The organism is Micromonospora sp. MP36 (assembly GCF_008119785.1).
GTDB lineage: Bacteria > Actinomycetota > Actinomycetes > Mycobacteriales > Micromonosporaceae > Micromonospora.
The window spans coordinates 1-26148 of record NZ_VSFA01000003.1; the positions used below are offsets into that span (position 1 = coordinate 1).

A 26148-nucleotide genomic window follows, 5' to 3' on the forward strand; every position below is an offset into this window, starting at 1 on the left:
CCCCTACAATAGGGGACAAATATCGACCAGCCCGACGAGAGCGCCAAACCTCGGGCCCCTAGCGGTCGAGCATCGGCCGGTTCGAGCGTGCGGCCGGCTCAGGCGGGCGATCTTGGCGCGGCCCGCTGCGGTCAGCTGACGTTGGCCGGGCCGAGGACGCTCTTCAGGTCGCCCATCAGCGCGGTGGTGGCCGCCACCCGGAACGGCCCGAGGCGCAGCGTGGTCACCTTGCCGCCGTTGAGCAGCTTGACGTGCACCTCGGTGTCGCCCGGGTGCAGCACCAAAGTCTCCTTGAGCTTCTCCACCAGCGGCGGCGTGCAGCGGTGCACCGGGATGGTCAGGGTGACCGGCTTGTTCGCCGGGTTGCTGCTGATGTCCGGCATGGACATGTCCATCGCCATGATCCGTGGGGTGTCGTCGCGGCGGTCCACCCGCCCCTTGACCACCACGATCGCGTCCTCGGCGATGTACTGGCCGATCACCTCGTAGGTGTTGGGGAAGAACAGCGTTTCGACGCCACCGGCCAGGTCCTCCAGCGTGGCCGAGGCCCAGGCCCGGCCCTGCTTGGTGACCCGGCGCTGCACGCCGGAGAGGATCCCGGCCAGCGTCACCACCGCGCCGTCGGGCACGGTCCCCTCCTCGGAGAGGGCGGCGATGGTGCAGTCGGCCGCCGCGCCGAGCACGTGCTCCAGGCCGAACAGCGGGTGGTCGGAGACGTACAGGCCGAGCATCTCGCGCTCGAAGGCGAGCTTGTCCCGCTTGTCCCACTCCCCCTCGCCGATGACCGGCATCACCGTGGTGCTGCTGCCGGCGTCCACGTCGCCGAAGCCGGCGCCGAAGAGGTCGTACTGGCCGACCGCCTCCTTGCGCTTGACGTCGGCGTACGCGTCGATGGCGTCGGCGTGCACGGCGAGCAGACCCTTGCGCGGGTGCTGCAGCGAGTCGAAGGCGCCAGCCTTGATCAGGGATTCGATGGTCTTCTTGTTGCAGACCACCGCGTCCACCTTCGACAGGAAGTCGTAGAAGTCGGCGTACGCGCCCTTCTCCTCCCGGCAGCGCATGATCGAGGTGACCACGTTCGCGCCGACGTTGCGGATGGCGGCCAGGCCGAAGCGGATGTCCCGGCCGACCGGGGTGAACGGCCCGGCCGAGGTGTTCACGTCGGGCGGCAGCACCTGGATGCCCATCCGCCGGCACTCGGAAAGGTAGAGCGCCATCTTGTCCTTGTCGTCGCCGACGGAGGTGAGCAGCGCCGCCATGTACTCGGCCGGGTAGTGCGCCTTGAGGTACGCCGTCCAGTACGACACCAGGCCGTACGCGGCCGAGTGGGCCTTGTTGAAGGCGTAGCCCGCGAACGGGACGAGGACGTCCCACACCGCCTGGATCGCCTCGTCGGAGTAGCCGCGCTCGCGGCAGCCGTCCCGGAACGGGATGAACTCCTTGTCGAGGATCTCCTTCTTCTTCTTGCCCATCGCGCGGCGCAGCAGGTCGGCCTGGCCGAGGCTGTAGCCGGCGAGGATCTGCGCGGCGCGCTGCACCTGCTCCTGATAGACGATCAGGCCGTAGGTGGGGGCGAGGATCTCCCGCAGCGGCTCCTCCAGCTCCGGGTGGATCGGCGTGATCTCCTGGAGGCCGTTCTTGCGCAGCGCGTAGTTGGTGTGCGAGTCCACGCCCATCGGGCCGGGCCGGTAGAGCGCCAGCACGGCGGAGATGTCCTCGAAGTTGTCCGGCTTCATGAGCCGCAGCAGCGAGCGCATCGGCCCGCCGTCGAGCTGGAACACGCCCAGGGTGTCACCGCGGGCGAGCAGCTCGTAGGCGGCCTTGTCGTCCAGCGGAAGGGCCAGCAGATCCAGCTCCTTGCCGTGGTTGAGCTGGATGTTCTTGACCGCGTCGTCGATGATCGTGAGGTTGCGCAGACCGAGGAAGTCCATCTTCAACAGCCCGAGCGACTCGCACGTCGGGTAGTCGAACTGGGTGATGATGGCCCCGTCGGCGTCCCGGCGCATCAGCGGGATGTGCTCGATGATCGGCTCGGCGGACATGATCACGCCGGCGGCGTGCACGCCGGTCTGCCGGATCAGCCCCTCGATGCCCTTCGCGGTCTCGATGACCTTCTTGACGTCCGGGTCGGACTCGTAGAGGCCGCGGATCTCGCCCGCCTCGGCGTAGCGCGGGTGCTTCGGGTCGAAGATGCCGGACAGCGGGATGTCCTTGCCCATCACCGCCGGGGGCATCGCCTTGGTGATCCGGTCGCCCACCGCGTACGGGTAGCCGAGCACCCGCGCCGAGTCCTTGATCGCGGCCTTCGCCTTGATCGTGCCGAAGGTGGCGATCTGCGCGACCTTGTCCTCGCCCCACTTGTCGGTGACGTACCGGATCACCTCGCCGCGCCGGCGCTCGTCGAAGTCGATGTCGACGTCCGGCATGGAGACGCGCTCGGGGTTGAGGAACCGCTCGAAGATCAGGCCGTGCGGGATCGGGTCCAGGTCGGTGATGCCCAGGGCGTACGCGACCAGGGAGCCGGCGGCGGAGCCACGGCCCGGACCGACGGCGATGCCCTGGCTCTTGGCCCACTGGATGAAGTCCGCGACCACGAGGAAGTACGACGGGAAGCCCATCTGCACGATGACGCCCAGCTCGTACTCCGCCTGGGCGACGTGTCCCTCCGGGATGCCGTTGGGGAAGCGGCGGGCCAACCCCTTGAACGTCTCCTTGCGGAACCAGGACTCCTCGGTCTCCCCCTCGGGGATCGGGAACCGCGGCATCAGGTTGTGGAACTCGAACATCCCGGTCGGGTCGACCTTCTCGGCGATCAGCAGGGTGTTGCGGCAGCCCAGCTGCCAGAGCTCCGAGGTGTTGACCGCGCGCATCTGATCGGCCGATTTGATGTAGTAGCCGCCACCCTCGAGGCGGAACCGGTTGGGGTCGTCGATGTTGCTGGCGGTCTGCACGCAGAGCAGCACGTCGTGCGCCTCGGCCTGCTCCTCGCGGGTGTAGTGCGAGTCGTTGGTGACCACCGGCGGGATGTCGAGCTTGCGGCCGACCTCGATCAACCCGTCCCGGACCCGCTTCTCGATGTCCAGGCCGTGGTCCATGATCTCCAGGAAGTAGTTCTCCTTGCCGAAGATGTCCTGGTACGCGGCGGCGACCTTGAGCGCCTCGTCGAACTGACCCAGCCGCAGCCGGGTCTGCACCGCGCCGGACGGGCAGCCGGTGGTCGCCATGATGCCCTCGGCGTGCTCGGCGATCAGCTCCATGTCCATCCGGGGCCACTTGACGTAGTGGCCCTCCATGGAGGCGCGGGAGTTGAGCGTGAAGAGGTTGTGCAGGCCGGTCTTGTTGGCCGCCCACATGGTCATGTGGGTGATCGCGCCGTTACCCGAGACGTCGTCGCTCTTCTGCTCGGGGCGGCCCCACTTGACCCGCTGCTTGTGGAAGCGCGACTCCGGCGCCACGTACGCCTCGACCCCGAGGATGGGCTTGACGCCCGCCGCCATCGCCTGCTTGTAGAAGTCGTTCGCGCCGTGCATGTTGCCGTGGTCGGTGATCGCCACCGCCGGCATGCCGAGCCGGGCCGCCTCGGCGAAGAGGTCCTTGAGCCGCGCCGCCCCGTCGAGCATCGAGTACTCAGTGTGCACGTGCAGATGCGCGAACGAATCGCCCATGCGTGGCGCCCCCCGGGGTGTGGATCAAGGCTGCGTCGGAGTCGACCGACTCACCCTACCCAGGTCGCCTGACCGGCTCCACCGTCCGCGCCGAGGGTGTTCCGGGTCTCTCTTCCGATGCCCGTATGCCGCACGATGCTGCATGGGATTGAAATAGTGTGTGTCACACAGTATCGTGTGACGCATGGTGAGTGAGGAGGTCCTCCGGACCCATCTCCAGGAGCTGCGACGCGGCACGGTGGTGGTGGCGAGCCTGGTCGCCCTGCGCCGGCCCGACTACGGCTACGCGCTGCTGCAACGGCTCGGCGAGCACGGCTTCCCGGTCGACGCCAACACGCTCTATCCCCTGCTCCGGCGGCTGGAGGAGCAGGGGCTGCTGACCAGCGAGTGGAACACCGAGGAGAGCCGGCCGCGCAAGTTCTACCGCACCAGCGACGAGGGCGAGGCGCTGCTGGACCGCCTCCTCGACGACCTCGCCGCCGTGCAGGCCTCCGTCGCCAGCCTGATCGAAGGAGTGGACCGATGAGTTCCCTGACCGACCGCTACGTCGCCGCCACCCTCCGGGCGGTTCCGGCGCAGCGCCGCACCGAGATCGCGACCGAGCTGCACGCGTCCATCGAGGACATGATCGACGGGCGCACCGACGCCGGGCAGGACCGCGGCAGCGCGGAGCGCGCGGTGCTCACCGAGCTGGGCAACCCCGAGCAGCTCGCCGCCCGCTACACCGACCGCCGGTTGCAGCTCATCGGTCCGCGCTACTACCTGCTCTGGTGGCGGCTGCTGCGGACGCTGCTCACCTTCATTCCGGCCATCGTCGGCGTCGTTGCCGGCGTGGTCAAGGCCACCGTCGAGGGCGACGCCGGCGGGGCGATCGGCGTCGGGGTGAGCAGCGCCCTGCAGACCGCGGTGCAGATCGCGTTCTGGGTCACCCTCTGCTTCGCCGTGCTCGAACGCACCAACACGCCGCTGAACCTGCCCGAGTGGAGCGTCGACCAACTGCCCGAGGCACCCGAGGAGCGGCAGGTGACGCTGGTCGACAGCTGCGCGTCGATCGTTTTCCTGGTGCTCGCTATCGCCTTCTTCCCCTGGCAGCACTTCCAGCCCTGGGTGTCGGGCGACGGCTCGCGGCTGCCGATGATCGACCCGGCGCTGTGGAGCTTCTGGCTGCCGCTGCTGCTGGCGGTCCTGGTCGCCGACATCGGCTTGGAGGTCGCGAAGTACCGGGCCCGCCGCTGGACCTGGCCGCTGGTCGCCGCCAAGGCGGTGCTCGACCTCGCCTTCGCCGTGCCACTCGTCTGGCTGCTGCTCACCGACCGGCTGCTCAACCCGGACCTGGTCCAGCGGTTCGAGTGGCTGCGTGAGGGAGGGGCGCAGGACGTGGCCCGGGTGGCCGTCGTGCTCACCGCGGCCGTCACCGTCTGGGGCCTCATCGACAGCGCCGTCAAGGCCCGACGGCAGGCCGCCTGAGGCGGTCCCGGCCCGGCGCTCACGGGGGCGCCGGGCCCGGACGTGTCCGCCTCAGCGCTCGGCCGCTCCGGCCCGCCACTCCCGGCCCAACAGGGCGTAGACCACCTCGTCGGTCCACTCGCCCTTGACGAACTCGTTCTCCCGCAGGTGCGCCTCGCGGCGCATGCCGAGCCGTTCCAGCACCCGCGCCGAGGCGGTGTTGCGGCCGTCGAGGCGGCCGACGATCCGGTGCAGGCCGAGGCCCTCGAAGCCGAGCCGCAGCATCTCCCGGGCCGCCTCGGTGACGTACCCCCGGCCGGTGTGCTCCGGGTGCAGGACGTACCCGATCTCGCCCTGCCGGTGCTCGCCGCTGGTCCAGGTCAGCAGCACGTCGCCGACCAGCTCGCCGGTCGCCGGCAGCACCATCGCCAGGTTCAGCACGTCGCCCGGTGCGCGCAGCGCGGTGCGCCCCCGCAGGCGCTCGATCGCCGCCCGGGCGGCGACGTCGTCGTACGGCTCGTGGTAGAGGTAGCGGGTGACGTCCGGCCGGGAGCGGTAGGCGGTCAGGGCGGCGAGGTCGCCGGCGGTGAACGGGCGCAGCAGGAGCCGGTCGGTGCGCAGCGGCAGATCGGGGACGAGCATCCGCGAAGGGTACGGGCGCGATCGGCGTACGGTCAGCTGAGTTTCGTATCGATGAGGAGTGGCCATGCGGGTCCGGGGCATCGTCTACGACACAGGCGTCGAACTGCTGCCCGGCCGGCCGTCCCGGCCGGACTTCGACCCCGACCAGGTCCGCGCCGACCTGCGGGTGATCGCCACCGAGCTGCACGCCACCGCGGTACGACTCGTCGGGGAGAACCTGGACCGGCTGCGCGTGGCGGCCGAGGCTGCCGCCGAGGCGGGGCTGGCGGTCTGGCTCTCCCCCGCGCTGCCGGACGCGACGTCGGCCGCCGCCCGCCTCCAACTCGGCAGCTGCGCCGACATCGGGGAGCGGCTGCGCGCCCGGGGCGCCGAGGTGGTGCTGGTGGCCGGCTGGGAGGCGACCCTATTCCTGCGCGGCATCGTCGCCGGGGCCACCACCACCGACCGGATGGCCACCATGACCAGCCCGCGCCGGCTGCTGTGGAGCACGCTGCGCCACGGCCCGTTCCCGTGGGCGCTCAACCGGCACCTGCGCCGGGCCGCCGCCACGGCGCGTTCCCGGTTCCAGGGTCCGGTGACGTACGCGGCGCTCGGTTTCGAGAGCGTCGACTGGCGGCCCTTCGACCTCGTCGGCGTGGACCACTACCGCAGCGGGCAGTCGCCGGAGGCGTGGGCGGCGGCGATCGGGCGGTGGCGCCGGCCCGGCAAGCCGGTGGTACTCACCGAGCTCGGCTGCGCCACGTACGCGGGCGCCGAGGCCCGGGGCGCCCTCGCCTGGACGGTGGTCGACCGGGGCGCGGACCCGCCCCGGCTGCGCGAGCCGGTGGTCCGGGACGAGCGGGCGCAGGCCGAGGAGGTCGGCCTCCTGCTGGACCGGGCCGACGCGGCCGGCGTCGACGGCGCCTTCGTCTTCACCTACGCGTCGTTCAGCTATCCGCACCGGCCCGAGCCGGAGCTCGACCTGGACACCGCCGGCTACGGGCTGGTCGCGGTGCTGCCCGACGGCTCCGTACGCCGCAAGGCCGCCTTCGACGCGGTGGCCCGCAGGTTCGCCGTCGACTGACGGATGACATGGTCGGTGGGTGAGCACCGCACCTGCCGTTCCCTGGCGCCGCCCGGCGCCGACCGCCGGCCAGCGGCGAGCCGACGCCTGGATTGCCCTCGCCGTCACCGTCCTCGCGCTGTTCGACCTCGCCCTCGCTCGCAGCATCGGCGCGTTCCCCTTCGGCTCCCCGCCCACCCTGCCGGAGCAGGTCTGGTGGTCGCTCGCGGTCACGGCGCCGCTGGCGTGGCGGCGCCGGTGGCCGGTAGTCACCACCGTGGTGATCTCGGTGGCGTTCATCGCCGGGCAGGTCCGCTCCGTCCCGTTGACCCAGCTCCCGTCCGGCGCGTTGTTCGCCGCCCTCTACACCCTCGGCGCGTGGGGGCCGGACCGGCGCATGGCCGGCCGGGTCCGGGTCGGGGTGATCGTGGCGATGTTCGCCTGGCTCGGCCTGTCCCTGGCGCTGCGGATGGACCAGTTGTCGGCGGCGCCGTTCACCGGGGCCGTCGGCCCGGTGCCGCCGGTGCTGGCCGCGATCATCGACGGCGTGCTGTTCAACCTGATCTTCTTTGGCTTCGCCTACTACTTCGGCGAGCTCTCCTGGCTGGCCGCCCGCCGGGAGCACGAGCTGCGTACGCAGGCGGAGGAGCTGCGCCGGTCCCGGGCTGAGGCGGCCGAGCGGGCGGTGATGGGCGAACGGGTCCGGATCGCCCGGGAGCTGCACGACGTCGTCGCCCACCACGTCTCGGTGATGGGTGTGCAGGCGGCGGCGTGCCGGCGGGTGCTCGACCGGGACCGGGACAAGGCCCGCGCGGCCCTGGCCGCGATCGAGCAGACCGCGCGGACCGCCGTCGACGAACTGCGCCGGATGCTCGGCGTGCTGCGCGACCGGGGCGGCACCGAGGCCGCCCGGTCGACCGCCGCCGGTGTGGAGCAGGTCGCGGAGCTGGTCGAGAACGCCCGCGAGGCCGGCCTGACGGCCACCGTCGGGGTGTACGGGGATCCGGTGCCGCTGCCCCGCTCGGTGTCCCAGGCGGCGTACCGGATCGTGCAGGAGGCGGTGACGAACACGGTGAAGCACGCCGGCGCTACCGTGCTGGACGTGCGGATCCGTTACCTGGCCCGGGAGATCGAGGTCGACGTGAGCGACGACGGACGGCCCACCAAGCCGCCCGGCGGGGGTGGGCTCGGCCTCATCGGCATGCGGGAGCGGGTGGCGGTCCACGACGGCGTGCTGGAGGTCGGTCCCCGCCCGGACGGCGGGTTCCGGGTCCGCGCCCGGATTCCGCTCACCCGCGAGGGGGCGCCATGAGCGAGCGTGAGCGAGCGAATCATCGGCACAGCGCGGTGGAACCTCATGACGGCACGGGAGCGCAGCGGAGTGCCGGCATGAGCGGCAGCGTGGACGCCCGCCGGGCCGTCCGGGTGCTGCTCGCCGACGACCAGCACCTGGTGCGTACGGGGTTCCGCGTCATCCTCGAGGTGGAGGACGACATCGAGGTGGTGGGCGAGGCCGCCGACGGTGAGCGGGCGGTGGCCATGGCCCGGGCAACCCGACCCGACGTCGTCCTGATGGACGTCCAGATGCCCGTCCTGGACGGATTGGCGGCCACCAGCCGGATCACCGCCGAGGCCGGGCCGGACGGCCCCGCAGTGCTGATCCTGACCACCTTCGACCGGGACGACTACCTGTTCGCCGCGTTGCGCGCGGGCGCGAGCGGGTTCCTGCTCAAGAACGGCACGCCAGAGGACCTGATCGACGCGGTGCGGGTGGTGGCCCGGGGCGACGGCCTCATCGCGCCCGCGCTCACCCGGCGGGTCATCGCCGCCTTCGCCCGGCCCGGCCAACCGGCCGGCGGCCCGGCCCGGCTGCCCACCGACGCGCCGCCCGCCGCGCTGACCCAACGCGAGTACGAGGTCCTGGAGCTGCTCGCCCGGGGCGCCAGCAACGCCGAGATCGCCGCCACGCTGCACCTCGGCGAGGCCACGGTGAAGACCCACGTCAGCCGGGTGCTGGCCAAACTCGGCCTGCGGGACCGGGTGCAGGCGGTGATCTTCGCCTACGAGCACGGCATCGTCCAGCCGGGCGGATGACCGGGTCCACCGCGCGGTGGACCTCCATGATCAGCCGCCGGACGGACGGCATCCCGTCCGTGGCCGGCTACCGTCCACTGCCATGACCAGCACGCTCCGCCTGGACGGTGTCGATCGCAGCTTCGGCGACCGCCAGGTGCTCAAGAACATCTCCTTCGAGGTGACGGCCGGGCGGATGACCGGCTTCGTCGGCGGTAACGGCGCCGGCAAGACCACCACGATGCGGATCATTCTCGGCGTACTCGCTCCGGATGCCGGTCAGCTCCTCTGGCGGGGCTCCCGGCTGACCCGGCAGGACCGGCGACGGTTCGGTTACATGCCGGAGGAACGCGGCCTCTATCCGAAGATGACCGTCCGGGAGCAGGTCGTCCACCTGGGGCGGCTGCACGGGCTCGACCCCGCCGCGGCGCGGCGCAACACCGACGCGCTGCTGGAGCGGGTGGGGCTCGCCGAGCGCGGCGACGACCTGCTGGAGACGCTGTCGCTGGGCAACCAGCAGCGGGCTCAGATCGCCGCGGCGCTGGTGCACGACCCGGAGCTCCTCGTGCTGGACGAGCCGTTCTCCGGGCTCGACCCGATGGCGGTGGACACCGTGGTCTCGGTGCTTCGGGAACGGGCGCGCGCGGGCGTACCGGTGCTCTTCTCCAGTCACCAGCTCGACGTGGTGGAACGGCTCTGCGACGACCTGGTGATCATCGCGGACGGTGCGATCCGCGCGGCCGGCGGCCGGGAGGAGCTGCGGGCGGAGTACACCCTGCCCCGGTTCGAGCTGGTCGTCGATGGCGACGCGGGCTGGCTGCGCGACCAGCCGGGGGTGACCCTGGTCGACCTCGACGGCACCCGCGCCGTCTTCGACTTGGCAGCGGGCTCCGACGACCAGCGGGTGTTGCGTGAGGCGCTCACGCGCGGCCCGGTCCGTGCCTTCCGGCCGGTCACCCCGTCCCTCGCCGAGATCTTCCGAGAGGTCAACCAGTGAACGTGTACCAGGCCGTCCGGCTGATCGCCGGCCGCGAGATCCGGGTGAAGCTGCGGGACCGGACCTTCCTGTTCGGCACCCTGTTCTTCCTGCTCATCGCCGTCGGCGCGACGGTGCTGCCGGCGCTGCTGGCCGGCGGCCCTTCGGCGGTCGCGGCCACCGCGTCCGTCGCCGCCCCGTTGCGCCAGGCCGGCCTCGACGTCCGGCCGGTCGCCGACGACGCCGCCGCCGAGCGCGCGGTACGCGACGGTGAGGTGGACGCGGCGGTGGTCGCCGGGCCGACCGTGCTGGCCCTGGACGAGGCCCCGGACGACGTGGTGAAGGCGCTGAGCAGCGGCCCGGTGGTGCGGCTGCTGGATCCGGACGCGGTGGACCCGCTGGCCGCCTTCTTCGTGCCGTTCGCCTTCGCGTTCGTGTTCTTCACGACGTCGCAGATGTTCGGCGTGCAGATCGCGCAGAGCGTGACCGAGGAGAAGCAGACCCGGATCGTGGAGATCCTGGTGGCCGCGGTGCCGGTACGGGCGCTGCTGGCCGGCAAGATCATGGCGGCGTGCGTGCTGGCGCTCGGGCAGATCGCTCTGATCGCCGTGGCCACGGTGGCGGGCATGCAGCTGGCCGACAACGGCGACCTGCTCGCGCTGATCGGGCCGGCGATCGGCTGGTTCGTGCCGTTCTTCCTGCTCGGCTTCCTGCTGCTGGCGGCGCTGTGGGCGGTGGCCGGGGCGCTGGTCACCCGTCAGGAGGACATCGGCGGTGTGTCGCTGCCGGTACAGCTCGCGGTCATGCTGCCGTTCTTCGCGGTGATCTTCCTGCACGACAATGCCACCGCCATGCGGATCCTGTCGTACCTGCCGTTCTCGGCGCCGACGGCGATGCCGCTGCGGATGTTCACCGGCGACGCGGCCGGCTGGGAGCCGCTGGTGTCGCTGGCCCTGCTGCTGGTGACCGCGCTCGCCTTCGTCGCCGCCGGCGCCCGGGTGTACGAGGGGTCGCTGCTGCGCACCAACGGGCGGACGTCGGTGCGGGCGGCGTGGCGCGGGCGCGAGGCCCTCGGCTGAACCGCACGGGTAGGGTCAGCTGATCCGCTCCTGGCTCAGTTGCGGCACGAGCCTGGCCGCGGTCTCGAAGCCGGCGTCCTGATGAAGTACGACCAGCTTCAGGCGGATGGCGGTGGCGATCACCAGGTGATCCGCGACGGACAGGCCCTGGTGTGCGCTCTGGCTGGCCAGTTCCTGCCGCACCGCCCCGCACCACCTGCCAGGCGTCGTCGGGAACCGGAACCCATGGGTAGAGGTCGCGCAGCCCCCGCTCGACCCGGTCGCAAGCCTTGGCGTCGGCGATGGTCAGGGTTTCCACGAGCACCGGGTCACAGATGGCGATCAGGCCGCGGGCGGCGAGGTCGGACCAGCTCGAATCGACCTGACGACGGACCATGCGGACCAGGGCGCTCGTGTCGACCAGATACTTCACCGGTCGAGCTCGTTGAGCCGCTCGAAGTGGAAGCCCCCCTCGTCGGCGACCTCCTGAAGATCGGCCAAGGCCCGCTGCCGGCGCTCGCGGCTGGACTCCACGGCCTGCCGGAGGGCCTCCGTCACCGTCTCCTTCTTGGTAGTGGTGCCGAGAGCCGCGGTCGCTTCCGCCAGAAGGTCCTCATCGAGGTCCAGCAGGGTCTTGGCCATGAAATACACCTCCCGGATAAAGATGTACCCGGGAGGTGTATCTATCCAGCGCCTGGGTCAGCCGACCGCGGCCATGACCTCGTCGGAGACGTCGAAGTTCGCGTAGACGTTCTGCACGTCGTCGCAGTCCTCGAGGACGTCGATCAGCTTGAAGATCTTGCGCGCGCCCTCCTCGTCCAGCGGCACGTTGACGCTGGGCACGAGGGAGGACTCGGCCGACTCGTACTCGATGCCGGCGTCCTGCAGGGCGGTGCGCACCGCGATCAGGTCACCCGGCTCGGAGACCACCTCGTACGCCTCACCGAGGTCGTTGACCTCCTCGGCGCCGGCGTCGAGGACCGCCATCATCACGTCGTCCTCGGTGGTGCCCGCCTTGGGGACGATCACCACGCCTTTGCGGGAGAACAGGTACGACACCGAGCCGGCGTCAGCGAACGATCCGCCGTTGCGCGTCAGCGCGGTGCGTACCTCGGTGGCGGCGCGGTTGCGGTTGTCGGTGAGGCACTCGATGAGCAGCGCGACGCCGTTCGGGCCGTAGCCCTCATACATGATCGTCTGGTAGTCGGCCCCGCCGGCCTCCAGGCCGGAGCCGCGCTTGACCGCGCGGTCGATGTTGTCGTTCGGGACGGAGTTCTTCTTCGCCTTCTGGATCGCGTCGTAGAGGGTCGGGTTGCCGGCCGGGTCGCCGCCGCCGGTCCGGGCCGCCACCTCGACGTTCTTGATCAGCTTGGCGAACATCTTGCCGCGCTTGGCGTCGATGACGGCCTTCTTGTGCTTGGTGGTCGCCCACTTTGAGTGGCCAGACATCTCATACCTCCGTTTGATGATCCACGCCTGCGTCGACTGCCCGCGCCGAATCCACGGTCAACCGGTACGGATGGAGCTGGCCGGTCGGCTCCGCGTGGACGGCTGCGGCGAGCGATGGCCCTGCCGAACCGCGGCAATCCTACCGAGAGGGCGTCCCCGCATGTCACACCCGGCACCCGTGCCGGGACGCCGGGACGGGCCCGCGGGTGGCCCGGCCGCCGCCGGGAGACAACAACCGCCGGCCCGAAAACATGCCCGCGAGGGTACGGAAGGACTGCTCCCGGCCTCAGGCCGCGGACCGGACCAGGTCCACGAAGTAGCGGTGCACCCGCAGGTCGCCGGTGAGTTCCGGGTGGAACGAGGTGGCCAGCAGGTTGCCCTGCCGGACCGCGACGATCCGGTCGGCGGCCGGCCCCTCGGTGACCCGGCCGAGCACCTCGACGCCCGCGCCGACCCGCTCGACCCAGGGGGCCCGGATGAAGACGGCGTGGAACGGCTCGCCCTCGACCCCGTCGATCTCCACCGGCGCCTCGAACGAGTCGACCTGACGGCCGAAGGCGTTGCGCCGGACGGTCATCTCGATGCCCTGGAAGCCCCGCTGGTCGGGGCGGCCGTCGAGCACCTCGGCGGCCAGCATGATCATGCCGGCGCAGGATCCGTACACCGGCATGCCGGCGGCGATCCGCTTGTCGATCGGCTCGCGCAGCTCGAAGATGTCGGCCAGCTTGCTGATGGTGGTGGACTCGCCGCCGGGGATGACCAGCCCGTCGACCGCGTCCAGCTCGGCCGGACGGCGTACCGGGCGGGCGTCCGCGCCGGCCCCGGCCAGGGCGGCGACGTGCTCCCGCACGTCGCCCTGCAGGGCGAGCACCCCGATGACGGGTGTGGTCACCTTCGCTCCTCTCGCTGCCAAGAGGGGCCCCTGCTATGCCTCAGGCGCTAAGCAGGGGCCCCGCCTTGCGTGTCACCAGCCGCGCTCGGCCAGCCGGTGCGGCTGCGGGATCTCGTCGACGTTGATGCCGACCATCGCCTCGCCGAGGCCGCGGGAGACCTTGGCCAGCACGTCCGGGTCGTCGTGGAAGGTGGTGGCCTTCACGATCGCGGCGGCGCGCTGGGCCGGGTTGCCCGACTTGAAGATGCCCGAGCCGACGAAGACGCCCTCGGCGCCGAGCTGCATCATCATGGCCGCGTCGGCCGGGGTGGCGATGCCGCCGGCGGTGAACAGCACCACCGGCAGCTTGCCGGTCTCGGCGATCTCCTTGACCAGCTCGTACGGCGCCTGGAGCTCCTTGGCGGCGACGAACAGTTCGTCGGCCGGCAGCGACTGGAGCCGGCGGATCTCCTTGCGGATCTTGCGCATGTGGGTGGTGGCGTTGGAGACGTCACCGGTGCCGGCCTCGCCCTTGGAGCGGATCATGGCCGCGCCCTCGGTGATCCGACGCAGCGCCTCGCCCAGGTTGGTCGCGCCGCAGACGAAGGGGACGGTGAACGCCCACTTGTCGATGTGGTTCTCGTAGTCCGCCGGGGTCAGCACCTCGGACTCGTCGATGTAGTCCACGCCGAGGGACTGCAGGATCTGCGCCTCGACGAAGTGGCCGATCCGGGCCTTGGCCATGACCGGGATCGAGACGGCGTTGATGATGCCGTCGATCATGTCCGGGTCGCTCATCCGGGACACGCCGCCCTGCGCGCGGATGTCGGCGGGCACCCGCTCCAGTGCCATGACGGCGACCGCTCCGGCGTCCTCGGCGATCTTGGCCTGCTCGGGGGTGACCACGTCCATGATCACGCCGCCCTTGAGCATCTCGGCCATGCCCCGCTTGACGCGGGCGGTGCCGACGACGGAGGTGGCGTTGGTGTTCGGGGAGGTGGATTCGGGCACGGGTCATCGCTCCTTGACCTGCTCGGGGGTGGCTGCGAAAAGGCTACGACGGGGTCAACGAGGATCCGACAGCCAATCAGACCCCGGGTGGCCTGCTCTGTGGTCGGTGTCACGCCCGGGGAGCGCCGGGGCCGGGACGGTCGTCAGGCGGTGGTGACGTCGGCCCGGGTGGTGAGGGTGGGGTCGTCGATGTCGAAGTACTGCGGCCACTCGTGCCGGCGCCCCATCCGGAACAGGCGTACCAACGGGCGGCCGCGGGCCGTCCGGGCGTCCCGGACCAGGTCGGTGTGCACCTGCCGGGCCAGCGCCAGCCGCCGGCTGGCGGCGATCACCGCCTCGCAGGCCGGTTCGTCCGGGTCCAGCTCGACCGCGCGCAGCTGGCGGGTGAGGTCGTTCTCGGCGGCCTCCCGCTCCTCCGGCACGGCGTCCAGGGCGATCCGGGCCGCCGCGTACAGCTCCACGCCGTAGCGCCGCTCGGCCAGCACCGCGGCGGCGGCCGCGCGGCGCAGCAGGTGGGCGTCGAGCGCCCGGGCCGCGGACTCCGCGCGGGCCTGCAGCCGCTCGACCCGGCCGGCCGTCCAGATCAGGTACGCCGCGACGAGCCCGACGGCCAGGACCGTGCCCACCACCCACCACATGCCCGGCATCGTAGTGCTGCTCCGTTCCCGTCCGGTCCGGCGCGGCCTCCGGCCGGCGCGCCCGTCACATCGGCCCCACCGGCCACGCGGCTCAGCCCAGCCCCGCCCACTCCTGGTCCATCACCCGGCCGTCGGTGGCCTCGATCGCGGCCGCGTACACCTCCACCACCCGGCGGGCGACCACAGGCCAGTCGAAATTCGCCACGACCTGGTCGCCGCAGGCGGTCAGCGCCGCCCGCCGGTCCGCGTCGTCGAGCAGCTCGGCCAGGGCGGTGCGCAGCGCCGCCGCGTCGCCGGTCGGGAACAGCTGCCCGGCCCGCCCGCCGTCCAGCACCCGGCGGAAGGCGTCGAGGTCGCTGGCCACCACGGTGGTCCCGGCGGCGAGCGCCTCGGTGAGGATCATCCCGAAGGACTCCCCGCCGGTGTTCGGCGCCACGTACAGGTGCAGGCTGCGCAGCATGCGAGGTTTGTCCGCCTCGGAGACCTGGCCGAGGAAGCTGACCCGGTCCCGCACCTCGGCCGGGAACTGCCCGTACAGGTCGTCCGGGTCGCCCGGCCCGGCCACCAGCAGCCGCAGCCCGGGCCGGTGCGGGGCGAGCGCGACGAAGGCGTCCCGCAGGATCGGGAAGCCCTTGCGGGGCTCGGTGAACCGGCCCAGGAACCCGACCGTCCCCCCGGTGCCCGGCCCGCACTCCCCCGGCCAGCCGGGCAACGGCTCGACGCCGGCGAACTTCGCCACCGCCACCCCGTTGGGGATCTCCACCGCCCCGCCGTCCATGTGCTCGACCTGCACCTTGCGCGCCAGGGCGCTGACCGCGATCCGGGCGGTGATCCGCTCCAGCAGGATCTGCAGCACCCCCTGCGCCGCCGAGAGCACCCGGGACCGGGTCATCGCGGTATGGAAGGTGGCCACCACCGGCCCGCGCGCGCAGAGCACGGCCAGCATCGACAGGCTGGGCGTGAGCGGCTCGTGCACGTGCAGCACGTCGAAGTCGCCCCGGGTGATCCAGCGCCGCACCCGGGCGGTGGAGACCGGGCCGAACGCGATCCGGGCCACCGAGCCGTTGTACGGCAGTGGCACCGCCCGCCCGGCCGGCACCACGTACGCGGGCAGCGGCGCGTCCTCGTCGGCCGGGGCCAGGACGCTCACCTCGTGCCCCAGCCCGATCAGCGCCTCGGCCAGGTCCATGACGTGGTTCTGCACCCCGCCCGGGACGTCGAAGGAGTACGGGCACACGATGCCGATCCGCATTTGCGCCCGCTTCCTCAGATGGTCCCGGGGCTGGCCGGCGGCTGCGCCGGGGCGCCCGTGCCGCCGTCGGTCGTCGCGCGCTGGTCCAGCCACATCCGCTGCAACATGTGCCAGTCTTCCGGATGCCGCGCGATGCCCGCCGCCAGACCGTCGGCAATGCGCTGGGTGAGCGCGCGGACCCGCTCGTCCAGCGGGCCGCTCGCCGGGTCGGGCAGCTCCACCTGGGTCAGGGCGCCGCGGGCGATGTCCGGCTCGTACCACATCGACGTGACGTAGAGCGGCGCGCCGGTCCGGATCGCCAGCAGGGCCGGGCCGGCCGGCATCCGGGTCCGGGCGCCGAAGAAGTCGACCTCCACCCCGCGGGCGGAGAGGTCCCGGTCGGCCAGCAGCGGCACCACCGCGCCCGCCCGGATTCGGTCCAGCAGCACGTCGAACGCCGGCCGGTCGCCGCCGTGGGTGGGCAGGATCTCCATGCCGAGGCCCTGCCGGAAGGCGAGGAAACGCTCGTAGACAGCCTCCGGCTTGAGCCGTTCGGCGACGGTGGTGATCGGCCATCCGGTGGCGGCCACCCAGGCGCCCGCGGCGTCCCAGTTGCCGGCGTGCGGCAGCGCGATCACCGCGCCCCGGCCGGCCGCCACGTCGGCGCCGAGCAGGTCCGCGCCGTCCAGGTGGAACCCGGCGAGGATCTGCTGACGGCTCAGGGCGGGCAGCCGGAACGCCTCCATCCAGTACCGGGCGTATGACCGCAGGCCGGCCCGGACCAGCTCGTCCAGCTCCGCCTCGCTCACCTGCGGGCCGACCACCCGGCGGAGGTTGGCGCGGAGTCGGGCCGTAGCCCCGCCGCCCTTGCGGTGGGCGCGGTCGGCGCCCGCCCGGAAGGCGGCGGCGACAACCGGCCGGGGCAGCGCCCGGGCCACCCGCCAGCCGGCGACCAGGCCCAACTCGGTGAGGTTCACTCCGGGCTGACCGCCTGCCGGTACACGTGGACCATGCGCTGCCCGACCGTGAAGATCGAGACCGCGGCGAGCAGCCAGAGCGCGATCGGCAGCGCCGGGCCGAGGCCGAGGCCGGTGAGCAGGCCGCCCACCCCGACGATCAGCAGCCGCTCGGTGCGCTCGGCGACGCCCACGTTCGCGGTCATGCCCAGGCCCTCGGCGCGGGCCTTGACGTACGACACCAGCCCGCCGGCGGCCAGGCAGAGCAGCGCCGCCGCCACCCCCGAGTAGTGGTGCTCGGTGGCCAGCCAGTATGCGACCGCGCCGAAGACGGCGCTGTCGGCGATCCGGTCCATGCTCGAGTCGAGGAAGGCCCCGAACCGGGTGGAGCCGCCGCTCATCCGGGCCATCGTGCCGTCGAGCAGGTCGGTGAGCGCGAAGACCGTGACGATCAGCGCGCCGGCGACCAGGTGGCCGCGCGCGCCGAAGCCGAGCGCGCCGACGAGCACGCCGAGGGTGCCGGTCACGGTGACCGCGTTGGGGGACACGCCCGCGCGGAGCAGCCCGCGCGCGATCGGCTCCACGACGCGGGTCATGCCCGCCCGGGCCGTCACTTGGAAGATCTTCGCCATGGCGGTCCCACGATAACGGCCGGCAGCCGCTCACGACACGGCCGGGCGTCCCGACCCGCCTGGCGGGCTTGTGCCGGGTCGGCATCGGGTGTGAGATCGAGCCAGGGAGGTGAGCCAGCTCACCGACCCCCCGTCCGAGAACCCGTCGTCCAGGAGACCACCGGAGGATATCGCCGCGGTACCCGCCCGGGCCCGCTTCCCCGTCGCGCGCGGCGGTCGCCACCCACCACCGGCTGAGGGAGGTGCGCCGCGATGGCGCAGAAAAATCAGGAGAAGGGTGTCACCGGCGGCGCGCCGGTGGTGAGCGAGCCCGACAGGATTCGCAACGTGGTGCTGGTCGGGCACTCGGGAGCCGGCAAGACGACACTGGTCGAGGCGCTCCTCGCGGCCAGCGGCACGATCAGCCGGGCCGGCACCGTGACCGACGGCACCACGGTCTGCGACCACGATCCCGCCGCCGTACGCCAGCAGCGCTCGGTGAGCCTGTGCTGCGCCCCCCTGCTGCACCACGACGTCAAGGTCAACCTCCTGGACACCCCCGGCTACGCCGACTTCGTCGGCGAGCTGCGCGCCGGGCTGCGCGCCGCCGACGCCGCGCTGTTCGTGGTCTCCGCCGTCGACGGGATGGACGCCGCCACCGCCGCGCTCTGGGAGGAGTGCGCCGCGGTGGACATGCCGCGGGCGGTCGCGGTGACCCGGCTGGACCACCCGCGGGCCGACTTCGACGAGGCGGTGGCGTTGTGCCAGCGCGTGTTCGGCGACAACGTGCTTCCGCTCTACCTGCCGATGCTGGGCGACGACGGTGTGTCGGTGGTCGGCCTGATGGGGCTGATCACCCGGCGGGTCTTCGACTACTCGAACGGGCTGCCGGCGGCGGTGCGCGAGCCGGATCCGGAGCACCTGCCGGCCATCCAGGAGGCCCGTAACGAGCTGATCGAGGGGATCATCGCGGAGAGCGAGGACGAGACCCTGATGGACCGCTACCTCGGTGGCGAGGAGATCGACACCGAGGTGCTCATCACCGACCTGGAGACGGCGGTGGCCCGGGGCCACTTCTACCCGGTGGTGCCGGTTTGCGCCGAGACCGGCGTCGGCCTGGACGTGCTGCTCGACGGGCTGGTGGCGGCGTTCCCGTCGCCGCTGGAGCACGAGCTGCCGGCGGTCACCGGGGTGGACGGCTCGCCGCGTCCGCCGCTGGCCTGCGACCCGGACGGTCCGCTGGTCGCCGAGGTGGTCAAGACGACCGTCGACCGGCACGTGGGGCGGGTCTCCCTGGTCCGGGTCTTCTCCGGCACGCTCCGCCCCGACCAGGTGATCCACGTGTCGGGGCACGGCATGGCCGAGCGGGGCCACGCCGACCACGACGCCGACGAGCGGGTCGGCCACCTCTACAGCCCGCTCGGCGCGACGCTGCGCGAGGTGCCCGCCGCGGTCGCCGGTGACCTCTGCGCGATCACCAAGTCGGGCAGCGCGGAGACCGGCGACACCATCTCCCTCAAGGAGGAGCCGCTGCTCATCGCGCCGTGGGAGATGCCGGAGCCGCTGCTGCCGGTGGCGATCGTGGCGAAGAGCCGGGCCGACGAGGACGCCCTGGCCCGCAACCTGGCCCGGCTGGTGGCCGGCGACCCGACGCTGCGGCTGGAGCGCAACCCGGAGACCCACCAGCTGGTGCTCTGGTGCATGGGCGAGGCGCACGCCGACGTGGTGCTCGACCGGCTGCGGGCCGGCGGGGTGGAGCTGGAGACCGAGCCGGTCCGGGTGGCGCTGCGCGAGGCGTTCACCAGCGCCGCCAAGGGGCACGGGCGGCACGTCAAGCAGTCCGGCGGCCACGGCCAGTACGCGGTCTGCGACATCGAGGTGGAGCCGCTGCCGCGCGGCGGCGGCTTCGAGTTCGTGGACAAGGTGGTCGGCGGCGCGGTCCCGCACAACTACATCCCGTCGGTGGAGAAGGGCGTCCGGGCGCAGATGGAGCGCGGCCTGGTGGCCGGCTGCCCGGTGGTGGATCTGCGGGTGACCCTCTTCGACGGCAAGGCGCACAGCGTCGACTCCTCCGACGCGGCGTTCCAGACCGCCGGCGCCCTGGCCCTGCGCGACGCCGCCGAGAAGGGGCAGCCGACGCTGCTGGAGCCGGTCGACGAGGTGACCGTCCGGGTGCCCGACTCGTCGGTGGGTGCGGTGATGGGCGACCTGTCCGGCCGGCGCGGCCGGGTGCTGGGCACCGAGCCGGATCCGGACGCCGAGGGGCGGACGGTGGTCCGCGCCGAGGTGCCGGCCACCGAACTGCTCCGCTACGCGGTCGAGCTGCGCTCGATGACCGCCGGCACCGGCACCTTCCGGCGGGAGTTCGCCCGGTACGAGCCGATGCCCGCCCACCTCGCCGAGCAGGTTCGCAAGGAACACAGCGCCCGCTCCTGACGCCCGCCGCGGGCACCCGGGCGAGGCGTCCGGCGGGCGGGAACGCCACCCAGGGTGCCCGGGCGGCGCCGGCGGGCGGTTAGCGGGGCACCGCGTACGCCAGCACGAGCGGGGTCGCCTGCCCCGGCCAGGTGCCGGTCAGGCACGCCGCGGCGGGGGCGTCGCCGGGGACCGGCCGCCGGACCACGGCCAGGTCGACCGGGTCGGTCCGGATCAGCGTGGGGTCGCCGTCGACCACCTCCCGGGGCACGCCGACCACCGGCGGCGCCATCCCGCCGGCCCGGCCGCCGGTCACCGTCATGGTGGGCGGACGGACCTCCCGCCGCCCGTCCACCTCGAAGTACTCCTCCGCCTGCCCGGCGCCGGCCAGGACGGCGGCCGCCAGGGCGGGTGGGTAGACCGGGTCGGCGCAGGCGTCGTACACCCAGCGGGGGCCCAGCACGGAGTGCTCGGTGGTGCCGACCAGCCACTGGTCGGCGTCGGCCAGCGGCGCGCCCCGGTAGGTGAGCGGCACCTGCAGGACCGGCCCGTTCCCGGCCCGGACGAGCAGGGTCTCGATCCCGACCTCGCCGGCCGGGTCGTCGAAGCGGAAGGTGCCCACACGGGTGACGTCGGGGCCGGCCGTCCCGGCGAACCACGAGCGAGTGGGCAACCAGGCGGCGAGCAGGTCAAGCTTGGTGGGGCGCAGTTCCGCGCGGTGCAGCAGAGCCATGGGCGAGATCGTACTGTCGGGAGGGCGCGCCGGAGTTGGCCGACCTTGGCGGCCACGCACTACCGCAGCCTGGAGGAACGATGGGCACGGCGGCCGAACAGGTCCACCGGGCGACGGAGGTACGACCGGCGCCCCGCTGGGTGGCGCCCACCTTCGGGGTGCTGGCGCTGCTCACCCTGCCCTGGATCGGCTACCTGGCGCTGACCCTTCCCCGGCATGTCGTGACCGTGCACTACCGGGCCGCCTGGGTGGGCTTCGACCTGGGGCTGGTGGCGATGTTGGGGTTGACCGCGGTGCAGGCGTACCGGGGGCACCGGCAGGTGGGGCTGGCGGCCAGCGCCACCGCGACCATGCTGGTGGTGGACGCCTGGTTCGATGTCGTCACCACCCCCGGCGGGCCGGACCTGACCGTGTCGGTGCTGCTGGCCGCGCTGGTCGAGCTGCCGCTGGCCGCGGTCTGCGTCTGGATCGCCGGGCACGGCGACCGGGTGGTGGAGCGGCGGCTGCGCCAGCTCGCCGTCCGCGCCGAGGCGGCCGGCGACCAGGCCGAGGCGGACCGGCCGACCGCCACCGGCCCACGTCGGCGGGTGGCCCGGCTCCGCGGCCGGACGCGCTGACCACCGCCGCACCCTGCCGGACCGGGCCGGACGGGCTGCTCGCCGCAGGCTGGCCGGCGCTGGCGCCGCCGCGGCGGGCTCGGGTTCACCAAGTCCTGGGCGCGCCCGCACCCGGCGCATCCACGCCTGACGGCGGGGCCACCGCTCAGGATCAGGCGGGCCAGGCCTTGGCGAGCAGGTCGCGGGTGTTGGCGAGCAGTTGGGGTAGCACCTTCGTCCGGCCGATCACCGGCATGAAGTTGGCGTCCCCGCCCCAGCGCGGCACCACGTGCTGGTGCAGGTGCGCGGCGATGCCGGCGCCGGCCACCCCGCCCTGGTTCATGCCCAGGTTGAAGCCGTGTGCGTTGGAGACGTGGCGGATCACCCGCATGGCGTCCTTGGTGAACGCCGCCAGCTCGGCGGTCTCCGGCGCGTCGAGCTCGGTGTAGTCGGCCACGTGCCGGTAGGGGCAGACCAGTAGGTGCCCCGGGTTGTAGGGGTAGAGGTTGAGCACCGCGAAGACGTGCTCGCCCCGGGCGACGACCAGGCTCTCGTCCGGGGGCAGGCCGGGGGCCCGGCAGAACGGGCAGCCGGCGGGCTTCTCGTAGCCGCCCGCGGGTCGGTCCTCCCCCGAGATGTAGGTCATCCGGTGCGGCGTCCAGAGCCGGTCCAGGCCGTCCGCCAGACCGTTGTCGGTGCCGTTCTCGAAGTGCCGATCCGCCCCAGTCACAGCGCCGATCCTACGGTCACCGCACCTGATCAGCCGGGGGTGCCTGGTCGCGGTCGATGTCGTGCCCGGCACCGGATGCGGCGAACGGCGGCGTCCCGGCCGGGGACACCGCCGCTCGTGGCACGTGGACGGCGCCGGTCAGCTCTCCGCCGACGGGCCGGAGTTGGTGCGGGAGTTGACCACGTCCAGCACGTGGGTGACCGCCTCGGCCATCGGCACGCCGTTGCGCTGCGACCCGTCGCGGTAGCGGAAGGAGACCGTGCCGGCGGCCACGTCGTCGTCACCGGCGATCACCATGAACGGGATCTTCTGCTGCTGGGCGTTGCGGATCTTCTTCTGCATCCGGTCGGTGCCGGTGTCCACCTGGGCGCGGATCCCCTCGGCCCGCAGCGCGGCGACGAAGCCGTGCAGGTAGTCGGTGTGCTCCTCGCGGATCGGGATGCCGATCACCTGCACCGGGGCCAGCCAGGCCGGGAAGGCGCCCGCGTAGTGCTCGGTGAGCACTCCGAAGAAGCGCTCGATCGAGCCGAAGAGCGCCCGGTGGATCATCACCGGCTGCTGCCGGCTGCCGTCCGCCGCCTGGTACTCCAGCCCGAACCGTGCCGGCTGGTTGAAGTCGACCTGGATGGTGGACATCTGCCAGGTCCGGCCGATCGCGTCCTTGGCCTGCACCGAAATCTTCGGGCCGTAGAACGCCGCGCCGCCCGGGTCCGGCACCAGGTCCAGGCCGGACGCCTCGGCGGCACTGCGCAGCGCCTCGGTCGCCTCCGCCCAGTCCTCGTCGCTGCCGATGAACTTCGGCGAGTCGTCCCGGGTGGACAGCTCCAGGTAGAAGTCGTCCAGGCCGTAGTCGCGCAGCAGGTCGAGCACGAAGGTGAGCAGGGTGGTCAGCTCACCCGGCATCTGCTCCCGGGTGCAGTAGATGTGCGAGTCGTCCTGGGTCAGGCCGCGTACCCGGGTGAGGCCGTGCACCACGCCGGACTTCTCGTACCGGTAGACCGTGCCGAACTCGAAGAGCCGCAGCGGCAGCTCCCGGTACGACCGCCCGCGCGCCCGGAAGATCAGGTTGTGCATCGGGCAGTTCATGGCCTTGAGGTAGTAGTCCGCGCCCTCCAGCTGCATGGGCGGGAACATCGTGTCGGCGTAGTAGGGCAGATGACCGGAGGTCTCGAAGAGCTGCGCCTTGGTGATGTGCGGGGAGTTGACGAACTCGTACCCCGCGGCCTCGTGCCGGCGCCGCGAGTAGTTCTCCATCTCCCGGCGGATGATGCCGCCCTTGGGGTGGAAGACCGCCAGGCCGGAGCCGATCTCGTCGGGGAAGCTGAACAGGTCCAGGTCCGCGCCGAGCTTGCGGTGGTCGCGTCGGGCGGCCTCCTCCAGCAGCTTCAGGTACGCCTTCAGCTCGTCCCGGGTCGGCCACGCGGTGCCGTACACCCGCTGCAGCTGCGGGTTCTTCTCCGAGCCCCGCCAGTACGCGGCGGCCGAGCGCATCAGCTTGAACGCGCCGATCAGCCGGGTGTTCGGCAGGTGCGGGCCGCGGCACAGGTCCGACCAGCAGACCTTGTCCTCGGTGGCGGCAAGGTTGTCGTAGATGGTCAGCTCGCCGCCGCCCACCTCCATCACCTGCGAGGAGTCGAGGCCCTCCCCCTTGACGTCGATCAGCTCCAGCTTGAACGGCTCGCTGGCCAGCTCGGCCCGCGCCTCGTCCAGGCTGTGGAACCGGCGCCGGCGGAACCGCTGGCCGGACTTGACGATCTCCTGCATCCGCTTCTCGAGCTTGGCCAGGTCGTCCGGCTGGAACGGCTTGTCGACCTGGAAGTCGTAGTAGAAGCCGTTCTCGATGGGCGGGCCGATGCCGAGCTTGGCCTCCGGGAAGACGTCCTGCACCGCCTGGGCGAGCACGTGCGCGGTCGAGTGGCGCAGCACGTTCAGCCCGTCCGGCGAGTCGATGCTCACCGGCTCGACGGCGGTCTCCTCCGCCGGCTTCCAGTCCAGGTCGCGCAGCACGCCCGCCGGGTCGCGGACCACCACGATCGCCTTCGGGCCGGTGGTGGGCAGGCCGGCTGCGGCCACCGCGTCGGCCGCCGTCGTCCCGGCGGCGACGACGACAGGGTCGGCCACGACGGGGGTACGGGGTGCGGACACGGTGACTCCTGTCGTCGATGGGTTCGAATGCGCCGGGTACCGGCCCCTGCGATGCTATCGGTCGACCTTTCCGCACCGTCGGCGACGCCGGACTGTCCCGATCCGTGGCCGGACGTGCTGCTCGGCGGTGGACTGCTCGCCGGGCTGGGCGGGGGTCAGGCGTGGGCGGGGAGCCAGTCGGGCAGCGGCTCGCGGGCGGCGAGCCAGCCGTCCGGTACGCCGCCCGGCGTGCCGACCCCGGTGTACGCGGCGACCACCCCGCCGACGATGGCCGCCGTGGTGTCCACGTCGCCGCCGGCCTCGACGCAGGCCCTGATCGCGGCCGGGTAGTCGCCGAGGTGGGTGGCGGCGACCCAGAGAGTGAACGGGACGGTGTCCTGCGCGGTGACCCGGGAGCCGTTGCCGAGCGCGTCGACGACCGCGGCGGCCGGGTGGCCGAGCAGCGCGACGGCCCGGCGTACGCCCCGGTGCACCTCGCCGGCCGGGTCCAGGGCGCCGGCCACCGCGCCGAGCAGCCGGGCCGGGGCGGGTCGGTCCCCGTCGAGCCGGGCCCGGGCGGCGAGCGAGGCGGCCACCGCGACGGCGACCGCCCCGGCGATCCCCTCCGGGTGGGCGTGGGTCACCTCGGCCGAGGCGTGGGCCTGGTCGGCGGCCCGGCGGATCGAGTCGGCGTACCAGGCGCCGAGCGGCGCGACCCGCATGGCGGCGCCGTTGCCGCAGGAGCCCTGCCCGTCGAAGGCGGACGCGGCGGCCACCGGCCAGGGGGTGCCGGCGCGGATCAGCTCCAGCAGCTCGACCGCACCCGCCCCGTAGCGACGGGCGGGGTCGTAGCGGTCGGCGAAGGCGCTGGCCAGGCTGTCTCGGTCGATCTCCCCGGACTCGGTCAGGACGGTCACCACCGAGCACGCCATCTCGGTGTCGTCACTCCATGCCCACGGGCCGGGCGCCAGGTCATCGCGCCAGGGCGCGGTCGGCCGGCCGGGGACGAAGTACAGCGCGCCGAGGGCGTCGCCGACCGACAGGCCGGCGAGAGCGTCGCGGGCGAGCGCCAGGCGGGTGTCGGGGAAGAGGGTGAACGTCATCGTCGTCCCAGCTTGCCCGGTTCCCCGGAACGCCGCAACGCGATCAACTTGCCACGCCGAGTACGGTGCTGACGTGGCAACCGTCCTCCTGGTCGAAGACGATCACGTCGTGCGCGGCGCGATGCTGCGGTCCCTCACCGACCGGGGGCACGCCGTGCACGCCGTCGGCACGGCGCTGGACGCGCTGCGCCGGGTCGCCGCCGAGACGCCCGACCTGGTGGTGCTCGATCTGGGCCTGCCCGATCTCGACGGCTCGGACGCGCTGCGGATGCTGCGCGGGATCACCGACGTGCCGATCATCATCGCCACCGCCCGGGACGACGAGCAGTCCGTGGTGCGCCTGCTGCGGGCGGGCGCCGACGACTACATGGTCAAGCCGTTCACCGGCGCCCACCTGGACGCCCGGATCACCACCGTGCTGCGCCGGGCGGGCCGGGCCAGCCGCACGGTGCAGCCGGCGGTGCACACGGTGGGCGGCCTGCGGGTGGATGTCGGCGAGCGCAGCGCCGTGCTGGACGGGGAGCCGCTGGCCCTGACCCGCAAGGAGTTCGACCTGCTGGCGTATCTTGCCGCGCGCCCCGGCCGGGTGGTGTCCCGGCGCGAACTCTTGGAGGAGGTATGGCGGCAGCCCTCGGTCGGCGAGGACCAGACCATCGACGTTCACCTTTACTGGCTGCGCCGCAAAATGGGCGAGTCCGCGGCGAAGCCGCGCTACCTGCGCACCGTGCGGGGGGTCGGCTTCCGGCTGGTGGCGCCGGACTGAGGCCGACGCTGGCCT

Annotated in this window: 25 protein-coding genes; 10 read left to right on the forward strand and 15 right to left on the reverse strand. The window is 72.6% G+C overall.

What is annotated here, in order from left to right:
* Nucleotides 1-131: 131 nt before the first annotated feature.
* Nucleotides 132-3665: a DNA polymerase III subunit alpha gene (gene dnaE / locus FXF52_RS05040; protein WP_148794072.1), complete on the reverse strand. Its 3534-nt coding sequence runs from the start codon at nucleotides 3663-3665 to the stop codon at nucleotides 132-134.
* A gap of 184 nt (nucleotides 3666-3849) precedes the next feature.
* Here dnaE and FXF52_RS05045 point away from each other — a divergent pair, with 184 nt between their 5' ends.
* Together FXF52_RS05045 and FXF52_RS05050 are read left to right on the forward strand one after the other, a co-directional pair.
* Nucleotides 3850-4191 (forward strand): PadR family transcriptional regulator, encoded by a 342-nt coding sequence (locus FXF52_RS05045; protein WP_148794073.1) that lies wholly within the window; start codon nucleotides 3850-3852, stop codon nucleotides 4189-4191.
* Nucleotides 4188-5132: a permease prefix domain 1-containing protein gene (locus FXF52_RS05050; RefSeq protein ID WP_148794074.1), complete on the forward strand. Its 945-nt coding sequence runs from the start codon at nucleotides 4188-4190 to the stop codon at nucleotides 5130-5132. The genes FXF52_RS05045 and FXF52_RS05050 overlap by 4 nt, the downstream gene beginning before the upstream one ends.
* Nucleotides 5133-5183: 51 nt before the next feature.
* Here the strand turns inward: FXF52_RS05050 and FXF52_RS05055 are convergent, their stop codons facing one another.
* The gene (locus FXF52_RS05055) at nucleotides 5184-5753 is read right to left on the reverse strand and encodes a GNAT family N-acetyltransferase (RefSeq protein WP_148794075.1); all 570 of its coding nucleotides are present in this window, start codon (nucleotides 5751-5753) and stop codon (nucleotides 5184-5186) included.
* Nucleotides 5754-5817: 64 nt separating this feature from the next.
* On the opposite strand from FXF52_RS05055, the gene FXF52_RS05060 reads away from it, so the two are divergent.
* The 5 genes from FXF52_RS05060 (at nucleotide 5818) to FXF52_RS05080 (ending at nucleotide 10923) form a co-directional block, all read left to right on the forward strand.
* On the forward strand, nucleotides 5818-6816 hold the full coding sequence (locus FXF52_RS05060) for a hypothetical protein (protein WP_148794076.1): 999 nt from the start codon (nucleotides 5818-5820) through the stop codon (nucleotides 6814-6816).
* 19 nt (nucleotides 6817-6835) lie between these two features.
* On the forward strand, nucleotides 6836-8107 hold the full coding sequence (locus FXF52_RS05065) for a sensor histidine kinase (RefSeq protein WP_148794077.1): 1272 nt from the start codon (nucleotides 6836-6838) through the stop codon (nucleotides 8105-8107).
* A gap of 77 nt (nucleotides 8108-8184) precedes the next feature.
* Entirely contained in the window at nucleotides 8185-8889 is a 705-nt protein-coding gene (locus FXF52_RS05070; protein WP_148794078.1) for a response regulator transcription factor, read from the forward strand.
* Nucleotides 8890-8971: 82 nt separating this feature from the next.
* Nucleotides 8972-9865 carry an ABC transporter ATP-binding protein gene (locus FXF52_RS05075; protein ID WP_148794079.1) on the forward strand — a complete coding sequence of 298 codons (894 nt, stop codon included), beginning with the start codon at nucleotides 8972-8974 and terminating at the stop codon, nucleotides 9863-9865.
* A complete protein-coding gene (locus tag FXF52_RS05080; RefSeq protein WP_148794080.1) occupies nucleotides 9862-10923 on the forward strand; it encodes an ABC transporter permease in 1062 nt (353 codons plus the stop codon). The genes FXF52_RS05075 and FXF52_RS05080 overlap by 4 nt, the downstream gene beginning before the upstream one ends.
* Nucleotides 10924-10938: 15 nt before the next feature.
* Here FXF52_RS05080 and FXF52_RS05085 read toward each other — a convergent pair whose 3' ends face one another.
* The 9 genes from FXF52_RS05085 to pgsA all read right to left on the reverse strand — a co-directional run bounded on the left by FXF52_RS05085 (nucleotide 10939) and on the right by pgsA (nucleotide 17690).
* Entirely contained in the window at nucleotides 10939-11106 is a 168-nt protein-coding gene (locus tag FXF52_RS05085; RefSeq protein ID WP_148794081.1) for a PIN domain nuclease, read from the reverse strand.
* Between the two features lie 225 nt (nucleotides 11107-11331).
* Nucleotides 11332-11544, reverse strand: coding sequence for a type II toxin-antitoxin system VapB family antitoxin (locus tag FXF52_RS05090; protein WP_148794082.1), 213 nt, complete (start codon nucleotides 11542-11544; stop codon nucleotides 11332-11334).
* Between the two features lie 57 nt (nucleotides 11545-11601).
* The gene (locus tag FXF52_RS05095; RefSeq protein ID WP_148794083.1) at nucleotides 11602-12351 is read right to left on the reverse strand and encodes a YebC/PmpR family DNA-binding transcriptional regulator; all 750 of its coding nucleotides are present in this window, start codon (nucleotides 12349-12351) and stop codon (nucleotides 11602-11604) included.
* 286 nt (nucleotides 12352-12637) lie between these two features.
* Nucleotides 12638-13243 (reverse strand): pyridoxal 5'-phosphate synthase glutaminase subunit PdxT, encoded by a 606-nt coding sequence (gene pdxT / locus FXF52_RS05100; RefSeq protein WP_148794084.1) that lies wholly within the window; start codon nucleotides 13241-13243, stop codon nucleotides 12638-12640.
* Nucleotides 13244-13315: 72 nt separating this feature from the next.
* Nucleotides 13316-14233, reverse strand: coding sequence for a pyridoxal 5'-phosphate synthase lyase subunit PdxS (pdxS, locus tag FXF52_RS05105; RefSeq protein WP_148794085.1), 918 nt, complete (start codon nucleotides 14231-14233; stop codon nucleotides 13316-13318).
* 143 nt (nucleotides 14234-14376) lie between these two features.
* Entirely contained in the window at nucleotides 14377-14880 is a 504-nt protein-coding gene (locus FXF52_RS05110; protein WP_148794086.1) for a hypothetical protein, read from the reverse strand.
* Nucleotides 14881-14962: 82 nt separating this feature from the next.
* The gene (locus tag FXF52_RS05115) at nucleotides 14963-16123 is read right to left on the reverse strand and encodes a glycosyltransferase family 4 protein (RefSeq protein ID WP_148794087.1); all 1161 of its coding nucleotides are present in this window, start codon (nucleotides 16121-16123) and stop codon (nucleotides 14963-14965) included.
* A 14-nt stretch (nucleotides 16124-16137) separates the two neighbouring features.
* A complete protein-coding gene (locus FXF52_RS05120; RefSeq protein ID WP_148794088.1) occupies nucleotides 16138-17079 on the reverse strand; it encodes a phosphatidylinositol mannoside acyltransferase in 942 nt (313 codons plus the stop codon).
* On the reverse strand, nucleotides 17076-17690 hold the full coding sequence (pgsA, locus tag FXF52_RS05125; protein ID WP_148794089.1) for a phosphatidylinositol phosphate synthase: 615 nt from the start codon (nucleotides 17688-17690) through the stop codon (nucleotides 17076-17078). The genes FXF52_RS05120 and pgsA overlap by 4 nt, the downstream gene beginning before the upstream one ends.
* A 252-nt stretch (nucleotides 17691-17942) precedes the next feature.
* Here pgsA and FXF52_RS05130 point away from each other — a divergent pair, with 252 nt between their 5' ends.
* Nucleotides 17943-20105, forward strand: coding sequence for an elongation factor G-like protein EF-G2 (locus FXF52_RS05130; RefSeq protein WP_148794090.1), 2163 nt, complete (start codon nucleotides 17943-17945; stop codon nucleotides 20103-20105).
* Between the two features lie 79 nt (nucleotides 20106-20184).
* Here FXF52_RS05130 and FXF52_RS05135 read toward each other — a convergent pair whose 3' ends face one another.
* Nucleotides 20185-20817, reverse strand: a complete 633-nt coding sequence (locus tag FXF52_RS05135) for a hypothetical protein (RefSeq protein WP_148794091.1) — start codon at nucleotides 20815-20817, stop codon at nucleotides 20185-20187.
* Between the two features lie 80 nt (nucleotides 20818-20897).
* Here FXF52_RS05135 and FXF52_RS41490 point away from each other — a divergent pair, with 80 nt between their 5' ends.
* The gene (locus FXF52_RS41490) at nucleotides 20898-21434 is read left to right on the forward strand and encodes a hypothetical protein (RefSeq protein ID WP_187413331.1); all 537 of its coding nucleotides are present in this window, start codon (nucleotides 20898-20900) and stop codon (nucleotides 21432-21434) included.
* A 151-nt stretch (nucleotides 21435-21585) separates the two neighbouring features.
* Here FXF52_RS41490 and FXF52_RS05145 read toward each other — a convergent pair whose 3' ends face one another.
* The 3 genes from FXF52_RS05145 to FXF52_RS05155 form a co-directional block, all read right to left on the reverse strand.
* Nucleotides 21586-22143 carry an HIT domain-containing protein gene (locus tag FXF52_RS05145; protein WP_148794092.1) on the reverse strand — a complete coding sequence of 186 codons (558 nt, stop codon included), beginning with the start codon at nucleotides 22141-22143 and terminating at the stop codon, nucleotides 21586-21588.
* Nucleotides 22144-22281: 138 nt separating this feature from the next.
* Nucleotides 22282-24288: a threonine--tRNA ligase gene (gene thrS, locus FXF52_RS05150; protein ID WP_148794093.1), complete on the reverse strand. Its 2007-nt coding sequence runs from the start codon at nucleotides 24286-24288 to the stop codon at nucleotides 22282-22284.
* Between the two features lie 155 nt (nucleotides 24289-24443).
* Nucleotides 24444-25370: an ADP-ribosylglycohydrolase family protein gene (locus tag FXF52_RS05155; protein ID WP_148794094.1), complete on the reverse strand. Its 927-nt coding sequence runs from the start codon at nucleotides 25368-25370 to the stop codon at nucleotides 24444-24446.
* A 73-nt stretch (nucleotides 25371-25443) separates the two neighbouring features.
* Between FXF52_RS05155 and FXF52_RS05160 the strand changes: the two genes are divergently transcribed.
* Nucleotides 25444-26133 carry a response regulator transcription factor gene (locus FXF52_RS05160; protein ID WP_089155714.1) on the forward strand — a complete coding sequence of 230 codons (690 nt, stop codon included), beginning with the start codon at nucleotides 25444-25446 and terminating at the stop codon, nucleotides 26131-26133.
* Nucleotides 26134-26148: the final 15 nt, after the last annotated feature.